This is a genomic window from Xanthobacter sp. 91 (assembly GCF_000702385.1).
Lineage (GTDB): Bacteria > Pseudomonadota > Alphaproteobacteria > Rhizobiales > Xanthobacteraceae > Xanthobacter > Xanthobacter aminoxidans.
Window position 1 is genome coordinate 410136 of record NZ_JNIB01000001.1, and the last position, 17342, is coordinate 427477.

Sequence of the window (17342 nt, forward strand, 5' to 3'; positions counted from 1 at the left end):
GCCGCTCCGCTCAGCGGTCGATCAAGGCGTAGATGTCGATGCCCGCGCTGGTGCCTGTCGCCCACACCCGGCGCACCTGGCACGGCGGCAAGGGCTGAAGGCCCGGCAAGGCGCGCACGTCGATGCGGGTGGCATCGTCCGCGCCGACAGGGGTGAGGCGCACCGTGGCGACGCCGCCGGAAACCTCCTCGGGCACGAACACCCAAACGGCCTTGGCGTAGACGGGAAGCTCGTCGCTGTCGGAGGGGGTGATGCGGCTCATCAGCCGCGTCGGCGAGGAGAGCGAGGCGGCGAGCCCGCGCAGCGGGTCTCGGCTGGAATCATAGGACATGGGAAGCTCCGAAAGGCGGGCGCGAGGCGCGGGTCACGCGCCGGGAATGGCGAGGAGGAGGAGGTGCAGGCCAACGCGCACCGTGCCGCCGCCGAAGCTGCCGCCGATGGCGGTGAGGCGGACCGGCGTCGGCGCGTAGAAGGCGGTGGGGCCGATGACCCCCATGTTCGTGGCGCCCGCCGCGACACCGAGGCTGCCGCCGAACTTCGCCTGATCCCCGGCGATGCCGCAGTCGTAGGCGGAGGCGCCGCTCACGGCGGTGAGGGTGCGGGTGGAGACGCCGAGCACGATGGCGCGATCGGGAATAATGAGCGCGGTGTCCACGAAGGCGCCGGAGAGGAGCACATCCGCCTCCCGTACCTCGGCCGAGATGGCGCCGCGGTGGGCGCTGGCCGCCAGAGGCGAGACCCACGCGCCGCCGTCGAACACTGCGAGCCGCCCCTCATCGCGGATGAAGGCGAGGAAGCCCGCCGCCAGGGGCAGGAAGTCGAACGCGCCCGCCTCATAGGCCGCGATCATCCCCGCCCGGCCCGCGAAGGCGCCGGTGGCGCCGGACGGCACGAACCAGCGCGCCCCCTCGGCGGGCGAGGGTGGCGGGGCGGGCGCGGTGGCGCTCTCCAGCACCAGCTGCACGAAGGCGTCGAGGCGGCGGATGGCCTCGTTATGGGTGACATGCTTCTGCGCCTGGGCCGCCGCGATGTACGGCAGCGCCAGGTTCGCCGATTGCTCGGACATGGCTGGACCTCGATGGAAGGAGAAGAGCCTTACGGCGCTACGGTCGCCGTCACCGCCGCGCCGGCGCCGACGCTGGCCGAGAGCTGCGCGATGCGGACGGTGAGATCGCCCTGCGGCGCGCCGAAATCGGCGATCTCGTCGGCGGCCGCATAGAGAGTTTCAGGCGACGCGAGGGTGAAGCTGCGCCGCACGGTCTCGCCGTCGAGAATGTCGAGCCGGTAGGCCTCGCTCGCCTCGCCCAAAGGCACCTCCACCGCCTCCCATCCATCCCCCGCGATGCGGGTGCGGCGGATGAAGGAGAGCGCGACGCCCGCCTCGGTCCGCCGCGCCCGCACATGCACCGGCGAAAGCGGCGTGAGCGCGCGGCCGGAGATGGTGGCGGCGACTTCCGTCACCTCCTCCGCGCCCTGGTCGTCCCGCGCCGAACCGACGCGATAGCGGAAGCTGCGCCCCAGCGCCGCGACGCCGCTGGCGACGCTCACCAGCGTGCCGTCGAGCCGCACGAGGCAGGTGCCCGCCGGCCACGCTTCTGCCCCCGCCGCTTCCGTGCCGGCGAGGCCGCGCAGGAGGCCGGTGAGGCGGTAGCTGCCCGCATCCACCAGCTCGGCCTCGGTGAAGGCGACGATCTCCGGCGCGCGATCCTCGGCGAGGAGCACGAGGAGGTTGGCACCGGCCAGCACCTCGGCCTCGCTCGCCGAGACGAGGAGAGACGTCTCAAGCGTCACCTCCATCCCGTTGTGCCGGTCGAACCGCCAGAGCGGCCCCGGCAGCAGCGGCGCGATAAGGGTGCCGAAGGTGGCGGAGGCGGTGATGGGCGCCAGCGTCTCGAAGCTCGCGCCATCGGTGGAGCGCCAGATGGCGAGGGTCCCCGGCCACGGCGAGGCGGCGGCAGCAAGCCATTGCAGCGGAACGGGTTCCGCCTCCGACAAGGCCGGGAGGTCGAGCACCCGCACGGCGGGCGGTCCGGAGGCGCCGGGCAGCGCAATGTGCCCCGCCCCTTCCTCCGCCAGCGCCACGTCGAACACCTCCGGCTCGATGGTGCGGGCGGTCATCGCCAGCGCCTCCGCCTCCTCCACGCGGACGATCTCCACGAGGCGGGTGCGGCCATCGAAGGTGAGCCGCACGAGGTCGCCGGGCGCCAGTGCGAGCAACGAGAGGGGCAGCGAGAAGGAGAGCGTCTCGCGCCCCGCCCACAGGTCCTGAAGCCAGACATCGGCGGCACGCACCATCACGGCGTCGGAGGCGACGACCGCGAGATCCGCCTGCGTCACATGCCGGCTCTTCCCCGCGAGGCGGCGGGAGGAGACGGTGGCGCGGCGATAGTCGCGCAGGGCATCGACAAAGCCCACCGTCACCTCCAGCGGCAGCTCCGTCTCCTGCGCACGGGTGACGGCGAGAAGCGGCGTGCCCTCCACCTGAACCAAATCCTCGGTAGCGACCTCCACAACGGTGCCCTGCCCGCGCGGGCTGAACACCAGGCGGCCGTCCTCCTCCCCCGCCTCGAAGGCGAAGGCGCGGGCAAGCGGCTCCAGTGCCGCGCGGGCAGTCATGGGCTGTTCCACCACATAGCCCTCGACGGCGCCGGAGAGGTGCGCGCTGTCCACGTCGGCAATGCCGAAATCGGCGGCGAGGGTCGCCACCAGCGCATCCAGAGGCGCAGCGCCGAGGCGGCCGGTGAGCCAGTGGCCGGTGGCCCAGTTGGCGCCGTCCGCCCACACCTCGGTGGCGTAGGGGAATTGCGGGTAGGGCCGCGCATCCCAGCTCCACAGGAAGAGCGCGTCGGGCTCCACCATGCGGCCGGGATAGAGGGTCGCGGCGGGGTTGTCGGCGGTGTCCGCGTCCGCGCCGAAGGTGGCGAGGATGGCCTCCAGCGCGCGGCGCTGGATGAGGTCGTCCCGGGCGCCGGAGGAGAAGGGCGGCAGGCGGTTCTCGGCGGATTTCGCATCCGGAAACGCGCTCGGCCGGTTGGCGCCCTTGTCCACCGCCGGGCATCCCGCCTCCATCAGGCGGATGGGCTTGGCGCCGGGCACGTAGGCGGTGGGCGCGGGGATGCGCACACCCGCGATGCGCTCGTGATGGGCGTTGGCCCACCAGGACCAGAGATCCTTCTGGCGATACACCCACGGCTCGCCGAAGGCGCCATCGGTGATCGGGCTGCGATCCTGCGCGGCGCGGGCGTCATCGTCCGGATAGAACCAGTCGAAGGCCTCGCCACGGCGCAGGTTGGCCTTCAGATAGGCGCGGTCGTGGATGGACTGGGTGAGCGCCGTATCGAGATGGGCGGATCCGTCGCGCCAGTCGGCGAGCGGGGGGTAGTAGTCGATGCCGATGAAGTCCACTGCATCGGCGCCCCACACCGCATCGAGGGGAAAGCGCACGTCGCCGGAGGCGAGCACCTGCGCGCCATATTCGGTCCAGTCGGCGGCATAGGAGACGCGGGTGGAAGGCCCCACCACCGCCTTCACCTCGGCCGCCAGCGCGGCGAGCGCGGCGGCGGCGGGGAAGGCGCCGGTGTCATCGGTGAGGCGGGTGAGCGCGGCCATTTCCGAGCCGATGAGGATCGCCTCCACCCCGCCCGCCGCGACGGCGAGATGGGCGTAATGCAGCACCATGCGCCTGAGGCTCCATTCGTCCGGCCCGTGATAGATCACACTCGTGCCGACCCGCGTGAAGTCGTCCGCCACGGCCGTGCCGAACAGCGCCGCCACCTGCGCGCGGCAGGCGGCGGTGCCGTCCACCGTTCCCGCCCGCCCCGGCGCCGGATCGCACACGATGCGCCCGCGCCAGGGATGGGGCGGCTGGGACGCGACGCCGGTCCACGGGTCGGGGCGCGTGTTGCCGGCGGGGATGTCCATCATGACGAAGGGGTTGAGCGTCACCTTCAGCCCCGCCTCGCGCATGCGGGCGATGGCGCGCACCACGCTGTCGTCGGAAGGCGTGCCGCCATAGGCCGCGCGGCCCTCGTATTGGGAGACGGCGGGGACGGTGAGGCGCGTCTGCCCGCCCACGCTCCACAGCGCCGGAGCGGTCGCCTTGTTGAGGCGCTCGCACTTCGGCCGCACGGCGCATTGGCCGGCGCGCAGATCGTCGCCGAACCAGGAGACCACCAGCGAGACGCGCGCGAGGTTCGGGCACGCGCCGAGGAGCTGGTCGAGGGAGGCCTCGAAATCGCTGAAGAAGCTGGTGACGTGCCGGTTCTCCGGCCCGTAGCTCGCCTCGCCATAGACCTGCCGGATGTTGCGCGTGTCGTAGCCGAACTCGGTGGCGCCGGGGATCAGCGTCACCGCGCGCACCTGGCTCTCCAGCGCGCCAATGGCGCGTTCCACCTCCACCGTGATCTGCGGCAGGCGGTTGCCATAGTCGGTCAGCTCCAGATTGCGGAAGGTGAGGTAGGCGACGCCGCGATAGGCCGGCGTGCCCGCCGCGCCCTGCTTCGCCTCGATCCAGCTGTCGGGCGCCTCGCCCGCGCCGCCGAGATGGGGCGTGATGTGGAGGCGCCGCGTGTCCAGCAGCTTGCCGTCCGCCCAGATGCGGCCGATGCGCGAGACCGGGCCTTCGCACAGGGCGACGGCGAAATTGGCGTAATAGGTGTAGGTGGTCGTGCTGGCCGAAAGGCTGCCGCCCTTGCCGCCGACGGATTGCGTCTCCTCCTTCTTCACCTCCTTCAGCTTCAGCGCCCAGATCACCTGCCCGGCGAGCCGCGCGCGGCCGTAGATGCGGGGGAGCGGCGCGCCGGCGGTGGAGGCCATCACGTCGAGGTCGGTGAGGCGCGGGCCTTCCGCATGGCGCGAGCGGTTGCCACCGAGGAGCGCGCCATCGATGACCGAGCCGCCGAGCGCGCCCAGCGCCCGCCCCGCCACCGCGCCGATGGGTCCGAACAGCGCGCCGCCGATAAGGCCGCCAGCCGCGCCGAGAAGCAGCGTCGCCATGGGTGAGGCTCCGGGATGGGAGGGATGTGGGAAGAAGGTGGCCCCTCACCCCGACATTGCGCCGTCATCGCCCGGCGTGCCCGGGCGATCCACGGTTGGGCGGGTTCGGGTGTCCGGACAGCGCGCAAGCGGCCCGGTGGATGCCCCGGACAAGCCGGGGCATGACGGTGGGGAGGACGGTGGGGAGGACGGTGCAAGCGCCCCGCTTCGCTCTCGCGCCTCGGCCGACTGGAACGGAGCGAAGCGCAGTGGCAGGAGAGCCGTGGCCCAGCGCAACACGTCGCCGAAGGCGGCTCTTTTCCGAGGCTCTCCGGGCGGGTGCCGGCTTCGCCGACCTTGCCCCTGGACCCCGGATCGGCGCTCCACCTGCGGTGTCGCTTGTCCGGGGAACTGTTTCGATGAGCCCCCCTACCCCGCCCCTGGAAATGCGAAGGCATAGGCCAGCCGCCGGCGCCACCAGGGCGTCAGCGCGGTCTCGCACACGCTCGCGCCGTCATAGGCGTGGATCATGCGCCCGCCCTCGGAGAGCAGCGCCGCGTGCTTGGCCGGAAGGTGCTCCCGGAAGCGGAACAGCAGCACGTCGCCGGGCTGCGCCTCAGCGAGCGGAACGGCGACGAGATGGCGCCGCGCGGTATCAGCCAGCGTCTCGCGCCGGCCCGCCTCGGCCCAGTCGGGGGCGTAGGCGGGAAGCGCCTCCGGCTCCGGCCCCACCACGACGCGCCAGATGCCGCGCACGAGGCCGAGGCAGTCCGCGCCGTGACCTTTCAGGGAGGCACGATGGAGATAGGGCGTGCCGATCCAGGCGCGGGCCTCGGCCAGGATCGCGGCACGATCAGGAGCCCCGCTCATTCCCTGAGGCTCCCGTCGTATCCGCCCTCGCCGGGGATGGCGACGGAGATGATCGCGTCGTTGCCCGGCATGTGCGGGAAGCCGCGAAAATTGAGTGCGTTTGAGAAGCGGTCGCGACAGGTCGCAAAGCGCTTGTCGCAGCCGGCGGTGAGGGTGATCTCGTCGCCCTCCGCCACATCGAACGGCGGGCGCTGCCACAGGCGCAGGACCACCCCTTCCCCATCCACCAGATGTGCCTTCACCTCGGTGGCGAAACCCGCATTGGCGCCGCTCGCGAACACCGCGCGGCCCCGCGCGAAGGCGCCGGTCGCGAAGCCGTCGAGGCCGGTGACGCGCAGGCGCAGCGCGCCCTCCACCGCGCTGACCGCCACGCTCGCGGAATGGGCCGGCGCGGCGAGGTCCACGCCACAGCGGGCGTCGCCGAGATCGGCATCGCAGGTGGGCGTGAAGAGGCGGCCGCGCGTCTGGTTGAAGCCATCCGCGAGGGCGCGGATCTCGGCGGTGAACACGCCGTCCTCGCAGCGCACCTCGCCGATGGTTCCCCGCCGCAGCAGGAGGTGCTGCGCGGGGGCCTGCCAATTGACGAGCAGGAGGTCCACGCCAGCCCCGTCATAGAGGCCGGCGGCGAGGTCCGCGGCATCAAGCGCGTCGGCGCTGAGGGCGCCGGAGAGTTCCGCGCCGGTGACGGAAAGTCCTTGCGCCTGCGTGCTTTCCGAGCCTGCGATGCCGGAGGCGGCGAGGAAGGTCACGCCCTCCAGGACGAGGTCGCGATCATGGTCGGTGAAGCCCAGCACGGTGCCGTCGCGGCGGGTCACGCGCCAGGCACGGCACAGCGTGGTGACGCCGCTCGCGAGATGGTCGGCGAGGGCGGGATCGAGAGTGCGCATGGCGAGCCTCACACGCGGATTTCGATGATGGGGATGCGGGGGATCGCGCCGGCCGCGAAGGCGGAGAGATCCACCTCGAGAAAATCGGTGTCGAAGCGCACCGGAACGTCGAAGCGGAAGCCCGCCGTGACGACCGCGGAGGGAGCCGGGATGGCACCTTCCGCGAAGGTGATTTCGCCGCGCGCGGTGTCGAGCGAGAAGTGTGCGCCTTCAACGTGTTCGATGCCATTCACCGCAACCTTCACGCTGCCCGCGACAGGCTTGGTGATGGCGCGCAGATAGGGCGCGTGGAGCGCGCCGTAGCGCTTCGTCAGCGCGAAGGTCGCGCGCGCTCCGTCGCCCGCGCCGATGAGCTGGTCGAGGGCGCTCACCTCGTCTTCCGGAGCGGCCGAGGAATGGTCGAGACGATCGCGCCAGCGGAAGCCGTGGAGACGCCCGCGGCGCTCCTCGAAGAAGGCGACGATTTCGGCCAGAGCGGCGAAGGTCTTCACCCCGTAACCGGCGTCCCATCGACGTCGCGAATCAGCCTGACGCGTGTTGCGCTCCTCGCGTCCGGAGGCGGTCGTGACCACCTCGGTGACGCGCTCCGGACCGCCCGAAGCGCCGAGAGCGACCTCCAGAGGAAACAAAATCTCATGAAAGGCGGCCATATGATGCCCCCATCCCCTAATTCTTGGCCGAAAACAGTAGAGATGGCCTTGACATAGTTGAACGTGACGCCTTGACTTTCCTGTGCCCCGTTGAGCATGGAGCGAAAGCATGGCTACCAAGCCCGCGAAGAAGCCGGCCGCCGCCGCCGAGAAACCTGCCGAGAAGAAGGCCGCAGCCCCCAAGGCCGCAGCCAAGACCACAGCACCCAAGACCACCGCCCCCAAGGCTGCCGCGCCGAAGGCCGAAGCCAAGGCAGCTGCACCGAAGGCTCCTGCCAAGAAGGCCGCCGCCCCGAAGGCTGCTGCCCCCAAGGCCGCTGCGCCGAAGGCCGAGGCCAAGGCCGCTGCACCGAAGGCTGCTGCCCCTAAGGCTCCCGCCAAGAAGGCCGCCGCGCCCAAGGCTGAAGCCAAGGCCGCCGCACCGAAGGCTGCCGCCAAGAAGGCTGCTGCCCCCAAGGCCGCTTCCGCGAAGGCTGCCGCCAAGCCCGCCGAGGCTCCGGCCGCCGAGAAGAAGGCCGCCGCTCCCAAGGCCGCGAAGGCGCCTGCCAAGGCTGCGGCTCCCAAGGCCGCTGCCAAGCCCGCCGCTGCGCCCAAGGCTGCCGCTCCGAAGGCAGCTGCCAAGCCCGCCGCCGAGAAGAAGGCTGCCGCTCCCAAGAAGGCTGCTGCCCCCAAGGCCGCTGCGAAGCCTGCTGCTGCTCCCGCGCCCGCGCCGGAGACCAAGCCCGCCGCCCCCAAGGCTGCCGCCAAGCCCGCTGCCAAGAAGGCCGCTGCGCCCAAGGCTCCCAAGGCTCCCGCGAAGAAGTGATCTTCGCTCCCCGATGGCGGCGTGCGGCTCAGGGCCCGCGCCACCGCCATCGGAGCGCCGCCGGGTGCGGCGCAAGCCATATGGCCGCCCACGGGCGGCGTATCAGGTCGCCAGGACCCTGCCGCCCACGGGCGGCAAGATGAGACGAGGCCGCCTCACGGCGCGTCATCACGCAAGGCGCCTCAGGCGCAGCGGACGTGACGATTGCCGCCATCGGTGGCAGGCCGGCTGGGCCGCAGGCACGATCGGCGCCCAGCCTTCATGTCCGGGCTCTTCATGTGTTGCACCCTGTGCGCCCAGGCACTGTGAGGCCTGGGCCTTTGTGTGTTCGGGCCTCCCGATGTCCGGGGGGCTGATCCGGGTGGACGTCGTATCCGTTCAGGCATCGGCCAGTGGGGCAAGGCTGGAATGCCGCGAGCGGAACGACGGCGCCATCGCGCACGTCATGCCGGAGCTTCCCCGCGCCTTTGGGCCGCGCATGGGTGCAGGACCCTGGTGCAGGACCTTGGCGCAAGACCTTGGCGAAAGATCCGGGCGAAGGATGACGCGCCCGCCGCCCAGCTGAGGCCGGACTGCGCGCAGGCCTTCCCTCGCCGGGCGCCTCAGTCGATTGACCGCGGGTCAATCGCGACATGTCTCGGCCGCGACACGTCGCCATTACCGGCAAGCTGCCGGTCCGTCAGGGGATTTCCCGGTGGGCGCGGCCACGCTATGGTCCGATGGCTCGCACCGGGCGAGCTGCCGGACCGCCACTCTTCGTGCCATGACGATCAGCGCCCCCCGCCCCCTCTCCTCCGCACGACGCTCCGGCGCCGCCTTCGACCTCGCGCGCCTCTGCGGCGCGGTGGTGCTCGGCGCGACGGTGGCTGCGGCCGCCGCAAGCCCGGCGCTGGCGCAGGCCAGCGGCAAAAGCAGTCCTTCCGGCAGCAAGAGCGACAGCTTCTGCGCCAGCTACGGCCCGGGCTTCCAGCGGGTGCCGGGCTCGGATTCCTGCGTGAAGACCGGCGCCGTCGTGCGCAGCGATGCCTATAGCGGCAGCTCGGTGAGCAACGCGCCCAACCAGTTCAACAACTCTTCGTCGTCCGCGCTGCCCTCCACGACGGCGCCGGCGGCGGACCCGTGGAAAACCGCGCGCTGAAGGCTCACCCGCCGCGCTGGCCCCGCGCCACCGCCCGCGCCACCAGGCCCGAGACATAGGCATCCGAGCGGCGGAAGCCGGAGAGGTCGGGCGTCGCGATATTCACCGTCACCGCCCCGCGCCCCGCCCCTTCGGCGCTTCGCACGCCGAGCCGCCCATCGGCGCCGCGCGCCAGCGGCAGGATGGCTTCCGCCCCCTTCTCCCCCATCAGGCCAAGGGAGGCGCCGAGGGGAAAATAGGTGGGCGCCGCCACCACGCCGCCGCGCGCGAACGGCTTCACCTGCCCCTCCCCGATCACCCCGCCCTTGGCGAAGCCGAGCCCGCCGCCGGCGCCGGAGAGAAGAGAGGTCAGCGAACTCTCCAGCGGTTTCAGCGCCGCCGTGAGCGCGAGGTTGGCGAGGCGCGTGGCGAGTTGCTCCAGCACCGTGCCGAGATCCTTGCCCTGCACGGCGAGGCCGGTGAAGGCGGAGGCGAGCGCGGAAGAAAAGCCACGCGCGGAAACTTCCGCCGCGCCCAGCGCCGCCATGGCGCTGCGGGTGCGCGTGCGCAGCCCCGCCACGGTGATGAAGGAGGTGCCGTCATGCACCTTCAGCAGCAGATCCTTGCCCTTCTGCGCGGCCATTTTCGTCTCCGGTCAAACGGGCTCGGTGACGGCGCGGAACCGCACCAGAGCGTGAAAGGTGCGCCCGTCGCTCTCGCGGCGGACCTCGGCGGTGGTGGCGCGCAGGTTGGCGAGGCGATGGCCTTCAAGCGTGAGCGCCGCGTCGTGCAGCGCCGCCTGCAAGCGCGCGGCGATGGCGAAGGCTTCCGCCCGCCCGCCGGAGCGGGAGAAGACGTGCAGCGTCAGCGCCTGCTCGGTGCCCGCCTCGGTGGCGGTGGACCAGTCCGCCACCACCGCCTCGCCGAGGGTGACGAAGGGAAAATCCGCATCGCCCGTCGGCACGTCATGCACGCGCGGCGCGCCGAGGAGCGCCACCAGTGCCGCATCCGCCACGAGGGCGGCATGGATGGCGGCGCGCAACGCCAGCGCGGGGCTGTCGAGGGGCAGGCTGTCGAGGGGAGGACTCATGGGCGCCTCCGGGCGAAGAGCAGGCGGATGCGATCGAGCACCGGATCGCCCGGCCGGTCGAAGCCGCCGCGCACGCGGTCGAGGAACGCCGCGCCGGAGACCTCGATGACGGGCTGCGCAGGCGTGCCCGCCACGGATGCGACGGCGCCGGCCTCGGCCCCGATCTCCCCCGCCAAGTCAGCGGCGGCGCGGGCGGCGGCAGCGGCTTCCGCATCCGGGAAATGGCGGGCGGCGATGCGGCGGGCGAGGCCGTCGAGGCCGCGGGTGCGGACGCTGAATTCCGTCCTCATATCTGTTCCTCGCTGCAGCGGATGCGATGGAACCGGCCGCGCCCGTCCGCATCGATGATGGACTCCACCGCCAGCACACGGCCGGCATGGATCAGCCGGTCGCCGGCGGCGATGGTGTTGGGCGCCCGCACGGTGATGCGCAGCACGCGCGCAGCGCGGGGGCGATCCTCGCCGAGGCCGTAGGCGGTGGAGACCTCCTCCACCGCACCCCACAGCACATCCACCGAGATGAAGCTGCGCGCGACGCCGCCGGCGCCATCCGGCACCTCCAGCGGCGTCTGGTGGGTGAGGCGATGGCGCAGCGCGCCGATGCCGCTCACAGCCGCACCACGCGATAGGGCGCGATGAGCGCGCGAACGGCGGCGGGGAGCGCCGTGGCGTCCCCCGGCCCGTCGCGATGCTCATAAAGATGGGCGAGCATGAGCCGCACCGCCTGCACGAGATCCGCAGGCACGTCGGCCGCGTCCGGGCCATAGCCGGCGAGAAGCGTGATGACGATGCCGCCATGGGAGACGAGCGGCGCCGAGACGCGCGCGGGCTCCACCCGGATCAGGGCGGGGGCGCGGTCCCCCACCAGGGTCAGCGCGCCCTCGGGCAGCGCCACCGGCGTGCCATCCGCCGCCGCCACGGTGGCCGAGAGGATGGTGCGCACCGGGGCGACGGGCGCCGGGATCACCCCGCGCAGGGGCCAGCGATCCAGCGAGAAGCGCCAGGTCTGCTCCATCAGGATACGACCCGTCTCCGCCTCCACATGGCGGCGGGCGGCGGCGATGAGGGCATCGATGAGGGTGTCCTCGGCGTCGGTCTCGACGCGCAGAAAGGCCTTCGCCTCCGCCCGCGTCAGCGGCTCGGCGGCGGGGCCGGAGAGAAGTTCGGCCATGGGGGGGCTCCGGGTGAAAGGGATGGGCGAAAGGCTGGGTGCGCGGCGGGCGCCTGTGGGGTGGAGAGGCCCGCCCACCCAAACCGGCGGAAGCTCCCTCTCCCCTTGCGGGAGAGGGTTGGGGTGAGGGGTGTGGCGCCGCGAGGACGGGGGCCGGGTCTTGAGGAGAGGTCTCTCCCCCTCACCCCCGGCCCCTCTCCCGCGAGGGGAGAGGGGAGAAATGCGCGCCCCGAGATCAGCGCCTCGCCCTGTACCGGCCGAAGAACTCCCTCTCCCCTTGCGGGAGAGGGTTGGGGTGAGGGGTGCGGCGCCGCGAGGACGGGGGGCGGGTCTTTCTGTGAGGCCGTCCCCCCTCACCCCCGGCCCCTCTCCCGCGAGGGGAGAGGGGAGGAACTTGCGCTGCCGTCGCCCTCCGGCTCGACCGGAGGGCCCATCCCTCCGTGCGCGCCGTCATCCGCGCGCCGGGACAAACGGCGCCATGGGTCCTCCGGTCGAGCCGGAGGACGACGGGGTTTGCCTGCCGGGCGGAAGTCTTGCGCTGGTCCCCGGATCGGCGCTCCAGCTTCGGTGTCGCTTGTCCGGGGAACCATTGACGCTTCCGGCCACGGGCGGCAGAAACGGGGGATGAAGCCTTTCCGCCTCGTTGCCCCAGCGCCGTTTCTGGCGCTCGCCCTCGCGCTCATCGGCCCGAACGCGGCCCACGCCATCGTTGGCGGAGGGCCGGCGACGGCGGATGTGGCGGCGCAGACGGTGCTCATCGTCTCCACCCGCGGCGCCTCCTGCACCGGCACGGTGCTGGCGCGCGACCTGGTGCTGACGGCGGCACACTGTGTGGGGCCGAAGGCGGACTATGCGGTGGCCATCATCGGCGATGGCGAGCCCAGGCTGGTGCCGGCGGCGCGCGTGATGGTGCATCCGCGCTTCGACGCCGACCAGTTCCAGACCCGCCGGCCGACGCCGGACCTCGCCCTCGTGAAACTGGCCGAGCCATTGCCCGCGCGGTTCCGCGTCGCCCGCCTCGGCGCGGCCGCGGGGCTGCCGGAGAAGGGCGTCACCTTTCTGCTGGCCGGCTATGGCGTCACCGCCGATGGCGCCATGAAGAGCGCGGGCACGCTGCGCAGCGTGGCCCTGCCCTCCATCGGCACCACCGGGGGCATCATGGTGCGGCTCTCCACGCCAGAGGGCGCGGCCGGGGCCTGCACCGGGGATTCCGGCGGCCCGGCCTTCCTCGATGGTGCGGTGGCCGGCGTGGTCGGATGGGCCACCGCCGCGGGCGGCGCGCGCGGCTGTGGCGGCGTCACCGGCGTCACGTTGGTATCGCTGCATCGCGACTGGATCATGGCCACGGCGAAGGCCCTGGGGAGCCCCCTCCCCGCCACCGGGCTCTGACATGCGCACCGCCGCCCTGCATCACGCATGGCGCGGCGGCGTCGTCCTGCTCGCGCTCGCGGCGCCGGCCAATACACAGGCCCTTGCCCAGTCGCCCGGCGGCGAGACCGTGGATCATGCCATCTGCCGCCTCATCGACGGGGCGGCGGCGAAGGAGGGGCTGCCCGCCGCCTTCCTCACCCGCCTCATCTGGCAGGAAAGCTCGTTCCGCCCGGATGTGGTGAGCCGCGCGGGCGCGCAGGGCATCGCCCAGTTCATGCCGGGCACGGCGAAGGAGCGCGGGCTTGTCGATCCGTTCGATCCGGAGGCGGCGATCCCCGCCTCCGCCGCGCTGATTGCCGATCTCAACCGGCGGTTCGGCAATCTCGGCCTCGCTGCGGCGGCCTACAATGCCGGGCCGGGGCGGGTGAACGGGTTTCTGGCCGGCGGCGGCCTGCCCAATGAGACGCGCGCCTATGTGCGCATCATCACCGGCCGCACGGCGGAGGATTGGGCCGGCCTGAAGAAGCAGGGCACGGCGGCCTTCGGCCCGGCGGATTTCCCGCCCGAGCCCTGCCTCGCCACCGTCGCTTCCCTACGCAAGGGCGCGCCGGCCCCGGCCGCAGGCCAGCCGGCGAATGCGCTGTTCGCGCCTTGGGGCGTGCAGATCTCCGGCAATTATTCGCGCGACATCGCCCTCGCCTCCTTCCGGCGCGAGGCGCAGCGGGCGCCGCAGGTGTTCGCGGACCTGACCCCGGTCATCATCTCCACCCGCGTGGGCGGGCGCGGCCCGCGCACCTTCTATCGCGTGCGCCTGCCGGCCCAGTCCAAGGCCGAGGGCATGAAGATGTGCGACCGCCTCCGCAAGGCCGGCGGCGCCTGCCTGGTGCTGCCCAACTGAGGGCGAAGAACAGCAGGATCGGTCGAGCGCGGGCCGCCGCGGCGCAGTTCACTGGCGGGGCCATCAGGGAAGGAGCCAATGACCAACGCCGCACGCGGGCGCTACCGGGCGAGGATGCAGCGGGTGCTGGACCACATCGACCGGCATCTCGATCAAGATCTCGGCCTTGAGGCGCTCAGTGCCGTCGCGGCCTTCTCGCAGGCTCACTTCCACCGGCAGTTCACCGCCACGTTCGGTGTCACCGTGCACCGCTATGTCCAGCTCGCCCGCCTGAGGCGCGCGTCGTATCAGCTCGCCTTCCGGACGGGGGCCAGCGTGACCGAGGTCGCCCTGGACGCCGGCTACGATGCGCCCGACGCCTTCGCCCGCGCCTTCCGGCAGCGGTTCGACCAGTCGCCTTCGGCGTTCCGGACATCGCCCGCGTGGGAACCGTGGCTTGCGGCCTGCGCGCCGCTCACCAACGCAAGGACCCTGCGCATGACCACCTGGACCACCACAGACGTCGAAGTTCGCGACTTTCCCGCCACCCCGGTCGCGGTCATGACCCATAGGGGCGATCCGGCCGCGGTCTACGACACCGTCCGGCGCTTCATCGCATGGCGGCGTGCGGCGGGGCTCGGACGCGGCGTCGCCGCGACCTTCACGGTGTTCCACAGCGACCCGCGCACGACGCCCCCGGAAGACTTCCGCCTCGACCTGTGCGCCGCCAGCGACCGGCCCATCCCGGACACGGCGCAAGGCGTCGCCGCCGGCCTCATCCCCGCCGGCCGCTGCGCGGTGCTCCGCGTCATCGGTCACAGCGAGGATCTGGAGCCCGCGGCGCTCTTCCTCTATCGCGACTGGCTGCCGGACAGCGGCGAGGAGGCGGGAGACTTCCCGCTGTTCTGCCAAAGGCTGAGCTTCTTCCCCGACGTTCCGGAGCACGAGACCGTCACCGACCTGTTCCTGCCGCTCAGGTCGCCCCCGGCCGGCTGAGGCGTGCGACACCGCAGGTGGAGCGCTGGGCCGGGGCCCAGCGCAAGGAAACGCCGAAGGCGCTTCCGTATCGAGCGCCCTCGGCATTGTCCGCTGCGCGGGGGATTTGCGCTGGCCCCCGGATCGGCGCTCCGGCTCGCGCCGTCGCTGGTCCGGGGAACAGGCTCAGCTCGCCGCGAACTTCAGCAGCTTGGCCGCCTCGAAGTTCTGTACGCCGCCGCCCACGCGCTTCGTCGTGTAGAACAGCACATAGGGCTTGGCGGAATAGGGATCGCGCAGCACCCGCACCCCGGCGCGGTCCACCACCAGGTAGAAGCGGCGGAAGTCGCCGAAGGCGATGGCGAAGGCGTCGGCCGCCATATCAGGCATGGCCTCGCTCTCGGCCACCGGGAAGCCGAGGAGGCTGGCCGGCTGGCCCACCCCCGCGGGCGGCGACCAGAGGTAGTTGCCGTTCTCGTCCTTCAGCTTGCGCACGGCGCCCTGCGTCTTGCGGTTCATGACGAAGGTGGCGTTCTGGCGATAGCCGCCCTTCAGCGCATAGACGAGATCGATGAGCGGATCGGCCGGCGTCGCGGAGGGGAAGCCGCCCGCCGCGCCGGTCGCCACATAGCCCACCTTGTCCCACGCCCAGGCGCTGTCGGCCACCTTGGTGTAGGCGAGGAAGCCCTTGGGCTTGGCCACGCCATCGCCGGTGACGAAGGCGGTGCCCTCCTGCTCGGCGAAGGCCGCGTCCACCTCCTGCGCCAGCCACTCCTCGATGTTCACCTGCGCATCGTCGAGCAAGGCCTGCGTCGCCGCCGGCATGGCGTAGAGCTCCATGGCGGGGAAGGCGAGTTCGGCCAGCACCGGGCTGTCGGTCTGCGGCCGCGCGGCCGTCTCCGCCGCCCAGCCGGAGGCGGGGCCGGAGGTCATGAAGGGCTTGCGATAGGTGCCGGCGCCGATCACCCGCACCGAGGCCAGCGCGCGGATGGGCGAGAGCGCGGCGAGGCGTCGGCCGATCTCCTGCTCTGCCTCGTAGGGCACGAGATAGCCGCCGTCCGCGCCGGAGCCGGCGGAAAGCGCCTTTGCCTCCAGCGCCTTCAGGCCGCCGGCCTCGCCGTGGCGGGCATAGGTGTCGAAGGCGGAACCGTGCTGGGAGGCATCGGCCGTGCGCTCCGGCGCGGCGCCCAGCGCCGGACGGCGGGCCTTGGTGGCCAGGGCATCGAGCCGCGCCTGGTGGGCGTCGAGAGCCGCATCGATGCGGGTCAGCTGCTCGGTGGTCAGCACGTCGGCGCCGCGGCGCTCCATCTGTGCGAGGCGCGCGTCGTTGGTCTCCTTGTAGGCCTCGAAGGCGGACAGGAAATCGGCGACGGCGATGCGCTGCTCGGCACCGGCCACCTTGGTCTCAGGCGCGCCCTCGCGAGCGCCTCGGGTTTCGGGCAAGCCCTCATGGGCACCAATGTTCAGCGACATGGGAAAGACCTTCCGTTGAAGAGGGATCAGGCGCCGGCGGCGGCGCGCAGGCGGGCGGCGGCGGCGGTGAGCATCGCGGCCGGCGAAGGGGCCGGGCGCCGGATCCGGGCGTCAGGCTGCATGGGAAAGGTGACGACCGACACCTCCCACAGATCGATGCGGGCGATGCGGCGCAGGCGGGTGCGCGGATCGGTGCGGGCCGTCACCGCCTTGAAGCCGATGGAGAGGCCGTCCAGCGCCCCGTCGCGGATCAGCGCCGCCACCTCCCGCGCGCGGGCGACGAAGGGCGAGAGCCGGCCGCGCGCGTAGAGGCCGCGCCCGTCCTCGATCAGGTCGGTCCACACGCCGATGGGTTCGGCCGGATCGTGCTGGTAGAGCATGCGCACGCCGCCTGCGCCCTGGCGGGCGAGGCTCGCCGCGAAGGCGCCGCGCTCGATAAGATCGCGGCCGAGGTCGGGCACGTCGAACAGGCAGGCATAGCCCTCGATCGCGTAGCCGTCGGCCTGAAGGTCAGACGCGACCGGGGAAACACGCGCGATCATGGCTCACGCACCCCCGCCGGGCGCGCTGGGCTTCTTGCGGCGGCGGCTCTTCTCCAGCCGCTCCAGCGTGGCCACGAACTCGCGGAAGACGGTGCCCGCCGGGGCGGCGGGCGCGGGCGGACGCGCCTTGGTTTTGGGGCCGCCGGTGAGCGCGCGGATGCGCGGCGAGGACGCCTTCTGGAATGGCGATCGCATGGGTGTCTCCGGGAATGTGTTGGGAGGTCAGGAGAGGTCGTCGAACCGCGCGTTGAAGCGGGCCAGCTCGCGCACCAGCGCGTCCATCCGCGCATTGGCGCGGGCCAGCTCGGTCAGCGTCCGCCACAGGCCGGCAGTGGCCGCCAGCGCCCACAAGAGCAGCGCCAGATGCGCGAGATCGCCCCGCTCGGCGAAGGTGCGGATGAGGGTGTCCATGGGGGGCTCGCGAAGGTGTTGGTAGTTGCGGCGGCGCACCTGCAAACCCGCACCATTGTCATGCCCGGGCTTGTCCCGGGCATCCACGTGGAGCGGCCGGGAACACGCACCGGACGGACGCGCCGTCGGC

Annotated in this window: 20 protein-coding genes; 5 read left to right on the forward strand and 15 right to left on the reverse strand. The window is 72.3% G+C overall.

The features are described from left to right. Nucleotides 1-10 precede the first annotated feature (10 nt). From A37E_RS0102130 to A37E_RS0102160, 6 genes are all read right to left on the reverse strand, one after another. Complete coding sequence (locus A37E_RS0102130) at nt 11-331, reverse strand: hypothetical protein (RefSeq protein ID WP_029555116.1); 321 nt, start codon at nt 329-331, stop codon at nt 11-13. 33 nt (nt 332-364) lie between these two features. Then, nucleotides 365-1066, reverse strand: coding sequence for a DUF2793 domain-containing protein (locus A37E_RS0102135; protein ID WP_029555117.1), 702 nt, complete (start codon nt 1064-1066; stop codon nt 365-367). A 29-nt stretch (nt 1067-1095) separates the two neighbouring features. After that, entirely contained in the window at nt 1096-4995 is a 3900-nt protein-coding gene (locus tag A37E_RS0102140) for a glycoside hydrolase/phage tail family protein (protein ID WP_029555118.1), read from the reverse strand. 408 nt (nt 4996-5403) lie between these two features. After that, entirely contained in the window at nt 5404-5844 is a 441-nt protein-coding gene (locus A37E_RS0102150) for an NlpC/P60 family protein (protein WP_029555119.1), read from the reverse strand. After that, complete coding sequence (locus tag A37E_RS0102155) at nt 5841-6731, reverse strand: DUF2163 domain-containing protein (protein ID WP_029555120.1); 891 nt, start codon at nt 6729-6731, stop codon at nt 5841-5843. Before A37E_RS0102155 ends, A37E_RS0102150 begins: the two co-directional genes overlap by 4 nt. Nucleotides 6732-6739: 8 nt before the next feature. Then, nucleotides 6740-7381, reverse strand: coding sequence for a DUF2460 domain-containing protein (locus A37E_RS0102160; protein WP_029555121.1), 642 nt, complete (start codon nt 7379-7381; stop codon nt 6740-6742). Between the two features lie 109 nt (nt 7382-7490). Here A37E_RS0102160 and A37E_RS25760 point away from each other — a divergent pair, with 109 nt between their 5' ends. Then, nucleotides 7491-8186, forward strand: a complete 696-nt coding sequence (locus A37E_RS25760; protein WP_029555122.1) for a hypothetical protein — start codon at nt 7491-7493, stop codon at nt 8184-8186. 763 nt (nt 8187-8949) lie between these two features. Continuing rightward, nucleotides 8950-9324 carry a hypothetical protein gene (locus A37E_RS0102170; RefSeq protein ID WP_029555123.1) on the forward strand — a complete coding sequence of 125 codons (375 nt, stop codon included), beginning with the start codon at nt 8950-8952 and terminating at the stop codon, nt 9322-9324. 4 nt (nt 9325-9328) lie between these two features. Here A37E_RS0102170 and A37E_RS0102175 read toward each other — a convergent pair whose 3' ends face one another. The 5 genes from A37E_RS0102175 to A37E_RS0102195 form a co-directional block, all read right to left on the reverse strand. After that, nucleotides 9329-9850: a phage tail tape measure protein gene (locus A37E_RS0102175; RefSeq protein WP_051679346.1), complete on the reverse strand. Its 522-nt coding sequence runs from the start codon at nt 9848-9850 to the stop codon at nt 9329-9331. A 108-nt stretch (nt 9851-9958) separates the two neighbouring features. Further along, the gene (locus A37E_RS0102180) at nt 9959-10393 is read right to left on the reverse strand and encodes a DUF3168 domain-containing protein (protein WP_029555125.1); all 435 of its coding nucleotides are present in this window, start codon (nt 10391-10393) and stop codon (nt 9959-9961) included. Beyond that, complete coding sequence (locus A37E_RS0102185; RefSeq protein ID WP_029555126.1) at nt 10390-10683, reverse strand: hypothetical protein; 294 nt, start codon at nt 10681-10683, stop codon at nt 10390-10392. The genes A37E_RS0102180 and A37E_RS0102185 overlap by 4 nt, the downstream gene beginning before the upstream one ends. Then, a complete protein-coding gene (locus A37E_RS0102190; protein WP_029555127.1) occupies nt 10680-11003 on the reverse strand; it encodes a head-tail adaptor protein in 324 nt (107 codons plus the stop codon). Before A37E_RS0102190 ends, A37E_RS0102185 begins: the two co-directional genes overlap by 4 nt. Next, a complete protein-coding gene (locus tag A37E_RS0102195) occupies nt 11000-11563 on the reverse strand; it encodes a head-tail connector protein (RefSeq protein WP_029555128.1) in 564 nt (187 codons plus the stop codon). Before A37E_RS0102195 ends, A37E_RS0102190 begins: the two co-directional genes overlap by 4 nt. Before the next feature lie 624 nt (nt 11564-12187). On the opposite strand from A37E_RS0102195, the gene A37E_RS0102200 reads away from it, so the two are divergent. From A37E_RS0102200 to A37E_RS0102210, 3 genes are all read left to right on the forward strand, one after another. Next, nucleotides 12188-12952 (forward strand): trypsin-like serine protease, encoded by a 765-nt coding sequence (locus A37E_RS0102200; RefSeq protein WP_051678723.1) that lies wholly within the window; start codon nt 12188-12190, stop codon nt 12950-12952. A gap of 1 nt (nt 12953) precedes the next feature. Continuing rightward, complete coding sequence (locus A37E_RS0102205) at nt 12954-13832, forward strand: lytic transglycosylase domain-containing protein (RefSeq protein ID WP_051678724.1); 879 nt, start codon at nt 12954-12956, stop codon at nt 13830-13832. 78 nt (nt 13833-13910) lie between these two features. After that, a complete protein-coding gene (locus tag A37E_RS0102210) occupies nt 13911-14807 on the forward strand; it encodes an AraC family transcriptional regulator (protein WP_029555131.1) in 897 nt (298 codons plus the stop codon). A gap of 165 nt (nt 14808-14972) precedes the next feature. Here A37E_RS0102210 and A37E_RS0102215 read toward each other — a convergent pair whose 3' ends face one another. From A37E_RS0102215 to A37E_RS0102230, 4 genes are read right to left on the reverse strand one after another with little or no spacing between them, the layout of a single operon-like run. Beyond that, a complete protein-coding gene (locus tag A37E_RS0102215; RefSeq protein ID WP_051678725.1) occupies nt 14973-16259 on the reverse strand; it encodes a phage major capsid protein in 1287 nt (428 codons plus the stop codon). Nucleotides 16260-16285: 26 nt separating this feature from the next. Continuing rightward, nucleotides 16286-16801 carry an HK97 family phage prohead protease gene (locus A37E_RS0102220; protein WP_051678726.1) on the reverse strand — a complete coding sequence of 172 codons (516 nt, stop codon included), beginning with the start codon at nt 16799-16801 and terminating at the stop codon, nt 16286-16288. A 3-nt stretch (nt 16802-16804) separates the two neighbouring features. Then, nucleotides 16805-16996, reverse strand: a complete 192-nt coding sequence (locus A37E_RS0102225; RefSeq protein ID WP_029555134.1) for a hypothetical protein — start codon at nt 16994-16996, stop codon at nt 16805-16807. A gap of 27 nt (nt 16997-17023) precedes the next feature. After that, nucleotides 17024-17212 carry a hypothetical protein gene (locus tag A37E_RS0102230; protein ID WP_029555135.1) on the reverse strand — a complete coding sequence of 63 codons (189 nt, stop codon included), beginning with the start codon at nt 17210-17212 and terminating at the stop codon, nt 17024-17026. Between the last annotated feature and the right edge of the window lie 130 nt (nt 17213-17342).

Coding starts and splice junctions, on each gene's coding strand:
- A37E_RS0102130 (WP_029555116.1), bottom strand. CDS start 331: ATGTCCTATGATTCCAGCCGAGACCCGCTGCGCGGGCTCGCCGCCTCG.
- A37E_RS0102135 (WP_029555117.1), bottom strand. CDS start 1,066: ATGTCCGAGCAATCGGCGAACCTGGCGCTGCCGTACATCGCGGCGGCC.
- A37E_RS0102140 (WP_029555118.1), bottom strand. CDS start 4,995: ATGGCGACGCTGCTTCTCGGCGCGGCTGGCGGCCTTATCGGCGGCGCG.
- A37E_RS0102150 (WP_029555119.1), bottom strand. CDS start 5,844: ATGAGCGGGGCTCCTGATCGTGCCGCGATCCTGGCCGAGGCCCGCGCC.
- A37E_RS0102155 (WP_029555120.1), bottom strand. CDS start 6,731: ATGCGCACTCTCGATCCCGCCCTCGCCGACCATCTCGCGAGCGGCGTC.
- A37E_RS0102160 (WP_029555121.1), bottom strand. CDS start 7,381: ATGGCCGCCTTTCATGAGATTTTGTTTCCTCTGGAGGTCGCTCTCGGC.
- A37E_RS25760 (WP_029555122.1), top strand. CDS start 7,491: ATGGCTACCAAGCCCGCGAAGAAGCCGGCCGCCGCCGCCGAGAAACCT.
- A37E_RS0102170 (WP_029555123.1), top strand. CDS start 8,950: ATGACGATCAGCGCCCCCCGCCCCCTCTCCTCCGCACGACGCTCCGGC.
- A37E_RS0102175 (WP_051679346.1), bottom strand. CDS start 9,850: ATGGCGGCGCTGGGCGCGGCGGAAGTTTCCGCGCGTGGCTTTTCTTCC.
- A37E_RS0102180 (WP_029555125.1), bottom strand. CDS start 10,393: ATGAGTCCTCCCCTCGACAGCCTGCCCCTCGACAGCCCCGCGCTGGCG.
- A37E_RS0102185 (WP_029555126.1), bottom strand. CDS start 10,683: ATGAGGACGGAATTCAGCGTCCGCACCCGCGGCCTCGACGGCCTCGCC.
- A37E_RS0102195 (WP_029555128.1), bottom strand. CDS start 11,563: ATGGCCGAACTTCTCTCCGGCCCCGCCGCCGAGCCGCTGACGCGGGCG.
- A37E_RS0102200 (WP_051678723.1), top strand. CDS start 12,188: ATGAAGCCTTTCCGCCTCGTTGCCCCAGCGCCGTTTCTGGCGCTCGCC.
- A37E_RS0102205 (WP_051678724.1), top strand. CDS start 12,954: ATGCGCACCGCCGCCCTGCATCACGCATGGCGCGGCGGCGTCGTCCTG.
- A37E_RS0102210 (WP_029555131.1), top strand. CDS start 13,911: ATGACCAACGCCGCACGCGGGCGCTACCGGGCGAGGATGCAGCGGGTG.
- A37E_RS0102215 (WP_051678725.1), bottom strand. CDS start 16,259: ATGTCGCTGAACATTGGTGCCCATGAGGGCTTGCCCGAAACCCGAGGC.
- A37E_RS0102220 (WP_051678726.1), bottom strand. CDS start 16,801: ATGATCGCGCGTGTTTCCCCGGTCGCGTCTGACCTTCAGGCCGACGGC.
- A37E_RS0102225 (WP_029555134.1), bottom strand. CDS start 16,996: ATGCGATCGCCATTCCAGAAGGCGTCCTCGCCGCGCATCCGCGCGCTC.
- A37E_RS0102230 (WP_029555135.1), bottom strand. CDS start 17,212: ATGGACACCCTCATCCGCACCTTCGCCGAGCGGGGCGATCTCGCGCAT.